We start from the raw sequence: 3,925 nt of genomic DNA, 5'->3' as shown, positions 1-3,925 counted from the left end.
CAACACGTGCCCCGTCACCCGATCCTTGTGGCCGGGGTGGCCGATACCGATGCGCACGCGCCGCCAATCGGGGCCGAGGTGCGCGTCGATGGAGCGGATGCCGTTGTGGCCGGCCGCGCCGCCGCCATGCTTGATCTTCAGCTTGAACGGGGCAAGGTCGAGCTCGTCATAAAAGACGGTGAGCGCCTCGGCCGGGTCGAGCTTGTAGAAGCGCACCGCCTCGGCAACGCTGCGACCGCTTTCATTCATGAAGGTAGCCGGCTTAAGCAGCAGCACTTTGGCGGTGCCGATGCGCCCCTCGGCGGCCAGGCCCTGGAACCGCGGCTTGAACGGACCGATGTTCCAGCACGCGGCCACGGCATCAATGGCCATGAAGCCGACATTGTGCCGGTGCAGCGCATATTGCGCGCCGGGATTGCCGAGGCCAACGAGGATCTGCATGGCGCTTCCTGTGTCCCAAACATGCGAACGGGGCAAGGGATCGCTCCCCTGCCCCGATGCACGCTGACGCCGGAACGCTTACGCGGTCGCGGCGGCTTCGCCTTCTTCGCTCTTCATTGCCTTGGGGGCAACGATGGTGGCGATGGTCAGGCCGGTTTCGCGGCCGTGCGGCTTCACGCCGGCGGGCAGCTTCACGTCGGCGATGTGGATGGCGGCGCCAACCTGCAAGCCGGCCAGGCTGATGGTCACATCATCCGGAATGGCATCCGGAGCGCAATCCAGCTTCAACTCGTGCGCAACGATGTTGAGCATCGCGCCGGTCTTGATGGCCGACAGTTCCTGATCGACGAAGTGGACGGGGACAGTCACCGTGACGACTTCATTGCCGGTGAGGCGCAGGAAATCGACATGGATCGGGCGGTCCGAAACCACGTGGAAAGCCACGTCGCGCGGCAGGGTGCGGATGATGGTGCCATCCAGTTCCAGCTCGACGATGGCGTTCATGAAATGGCCAGTGTGCAACTGGCGCATGAGGATCTTTTCCTCGATGTGAATGGTGGTTGCGGCTTCGCCAGCACCATAGATCACGGCCGGGACACGGCCTTCGCGGCGGATCGCGCGGGAGGCTCCCTTGCCTGCCTTGGCGCGAAGTTCAGCCACGAGCTTGAAGGTTTCGCTCATTGCTTGCTCCTGATGGATATGATTTCGCTTGCGCCCGCCGCCTCCAGGGATGCGAAAATGGCAGGACACCAACGAAGCGGCGCGGATAGGGGAAGCCGCCGGAAAAAGCAAGCGCCCGCTCCGTGATCGCCGGACTGCAGCGGCGGCGTTGCCTTCAGGGCGCGGGCTGATCGGTGTAGCTGTCGATTTTCAGCTGCCCACCCTCTTCCACCAGCACGAACAGTTCCGAGACCGGGCCATTCTCATAGCGGGCCGACCAGGCAATTGTGGTGCGGCCATCCTCACGCGTGATGCCTTCCAGTTCGCCGCCCCTATAGCGGCCATGGCGTTCGATGATGGCGCGAAAGGCCCGCGCGGTGGCGCCGCCGGGGCGCAGATTGCGGGTGGACTGGCTGAGCAGGCCATCGATGGCTGCCCAATCGCCGGCGCCCAGCGCGGCATGAAAACGATCGATCACCGCCCGGCTGGCCACCGCGTCCGGGCCGGAACAGGCCGTCAGCAGCACGGCCACGGCAACTGGAGCCAATAAACGCTTCATTGCACCCGCCTCACCCGCAGCCCACGCGCCTTCAGCATGGCGATCAGGCTGTGCGGCCCGGCCATGTGGGCAGCGCCCACGGCCATGAAATGCCTTCCCGGCCGTTTCAACGCCATCTGCACCCAATCGGCCCAGGCGGCATTGCGATCGCGGAACAGGCGCTTTTCCAGTTCCGGCGACAGGCTGGCATCGTCAAAATCCTTCAGGATGCGCTCGACATCGCCGGCGGCCCAGGCGGCGACCAGCCCCTGCATCTGTTCCGCCGTCTTGCCGGCATCGGCGATGGCCGACGCCAGCAGCAGCCGCTGATCGGCTTCGGGCAGACTATCGAACAGCGCCAGCTGGCCACGCGGGGTTTCCAGGCCCACCATTGGCTTGCCGGCCGCGCGAGCGCGGGCAATCAGCGCGACATCAACCCCGGCCGCCGGATCGAGCCCGGCACGAGCCACCTCGATCTGCACCAGGGTGAGCGCCGCCAGCCAGCTTTCCATGCCATCCAGCGCACCGGGCGGCAGGCCCGTCGCCTTCAGCAGGGCATCGGCCTTGGGTTTCAGATCATCGGGCAGCCGGCTGGCCAATGGCACTGGCACCGGCAGCCGGCCCAGTTCCATCACCACGGCGCGCATGGCGGCCGGATCGGGCGGCCCGGCGATTTCCACCACCAATGTGCCGGCGCGATTGAAGGCGCCCGCCGCCTGCGGGGTGAGCCAATCCGTGCCCTTCGGCAAGGCGTGGATGGTGCCATAAAGCGTGATCTGGCGCTTGCCCTGGCCCACCTGCCACATCGCTGGCACCGCCCATGCGGGCGCGGCCAACCAAAGGCAAAGGAGAAGGAGTATTCGGCGCAGCAGCATTAGCCGGATTTGGCCCAATATTCGTCCTTCAACAACCGCTTGTAGAGCTTGCCAGTGTCGTGTCGGGGCAGTTCGGCGCGGAAATCGATGCGCTTGGGGCATTTCACGTGGGAGAGCCGGCTGCGCACATAGGCGATCAGTTCGGCTTCCAGATCAGGTCCGGCGCGTCCCATGTCACGCGGCTGCACGACGGCGTGGACGGCTTCGCCCATCACCTCGTCCGGGATGCCGAACACCGCGACATCGGCCACGTCCGGGTGCGAGATCAGCGTGTTTTCGGCTTCCTGCGGATAGACGTTCACGCCGCCAGAGATGATCATGAAGGCGGCCCTATCGGTGAGGAACAGATAGCCCTCTTCGTCCACCCGGCCGATGTCGCCGAAGGTGGCGCCATGCTCGCTCATCACACTGGCGGTCTTCTCGGGATCATTATGGTAGCTGAAGCTGCCGCCGCCGTGGAAGAAGATGCGGCCGACCTCGTTCGGGCCGAGCCGGTTGCCATCATCATCCAGCACACGGATTTCACCCAGGATGGATTTGCCCACGCTGCCCGGCCGCGCCAGCCATTCCTGCGGGGAAATGGCGGTGAAGCCGGCGCCTTCGGTGGCGCTGTAATATTCAAAGATCACCGGGCCCCACCAGGCGATCATTGCGTGCTTCACGTCCACCGGGCACGGCGCGGCGGCGTGGATGGCGACCTTTACCGACGAAAGATCATATTTCGTCCGCACATCCTCGGGCAGCTTGAGCATGCGCACGAACATGGTCGGCACCAACTGGCTGTGGGTGATATGGTGTTTTTCGACCAGCGCCAGATAGGCTTCGGGATCGAATTTTTCCATCACCACCACGGTGCCGCCATAGCGGTGCACCGACATGCAATAGCGCAACGGCGCCGCATGATAGAGCGGCGCCGGCGACAGGTAACGCATGCCGGGCTCCCAGCCATAGAGCATGCCGAGCAGGCCGCTGAGCGAATCCACCGCATCGAGCGGGCCTTCGGGCAACGGGCCGCGCACGCCCTTGGGCCGGCCGGTGGTGCCGCTCGAATAGAGCATGTCGCGGCCGCTGCTTTCATCGGCGATGCGTGTCGTCGGCAGGTCGGCGATCGCTTCGCCCAAATCGGCAAAGCCGGCAATCGCGCCACCAACGGCATAGCGCGCCGCGACGCCCGCCGATGCCGGCGCGGCGACAGCGCCAAGCGCCGCCGAGGCGATGAACAGCTTCGCCCCCGAATCGGCGAGGATATAGCCGGCTTCATCGGCGTTGAGCTTGGTCGACATCGCGACGAACACCAGCCCGGCGCGCTGCACGCCCCAGCAGATGGCGAGATAATCGAGGCTGTTGACCAGCATCAGCGCAACGGTATCGCCGCGCACCAGGCCATGGCGGCGCATCAGCTGGGCGACCT

The 3,925-nt window shown here is 65.5% G+C and carries 5 protein-coding genes; all 5 read right to left on the bottom strand.

The annotated features are described in order from the left end of the window. The coding region (pth, locus tag RT662_RS08540) for an aminoacyl-tRNA hydrolase (protein WP_313670284.1) at positions 1 to 441 on the bottom strand (441 nt) is incomplete at its 3' end. Positions 442 to 519: 78 nt separating this feature from the next. After that, complete coding sequence (locus RT662_RS08535) at positions 520 to 1,122, bottom strand: 50S ribosomal protein L25/general stress protein Ctc (RefSeq protein WP_313670283.1); 603 nt, start codon at positions 1,120 to 1,122, stop codon at positions 520 to 522. Positions 1,123 to 1,276: 154 nt separating this feature from the next. Beyond that, positions 1,277 to 1,660, bottom strand: a complete 384-nt coding sequence (locus RT662_RS08530; RefSeq protein ID WP_313670282.1) for a hypothetical protein — start codon at positions 1,658 to 1,660, stop codon at positions 1,277 to 1,279. After that, complete coding sequence (locus RT662_RS08525; RefSeq protein ID WP_313670281.1) at positions 1,657 to 2,445, bottom strand: TraB/GumN family protein; 789 nt, start codon at positions 2,443 to 2,445, stop codon at positions 1,657 to 1,659. The genes RT662_RS08530 and RT662_RS08525 overlap by 4 nt, the downstream gene beginning before the upstream one ends. Before the next feature lie 68 nt (positions 2,446 to 2,513). Further along, on the bottom strand, positions 2,514 to 3,925 hold a 1,412-nt coding region (locus RT662_RS08520), incomplete at its 5' end, for an acyl-CoA synthetase (protein WP_313670280.1).

It is taken from the genome of Sandarakinorhabdus sp., from assembly GCF_032115815.1.
Lineage (GTDB): Bacteria > Pseudomonadota > Alphaproteobacteria > Sphingomonadales > Sphingomonadaceae > Sandarakinorhabdus.
The sequence above is the reverse complement of the archived record's forward strand: the minus strand, read 5'-3'. Positions and strand labels throughout refer to the sequence as shown.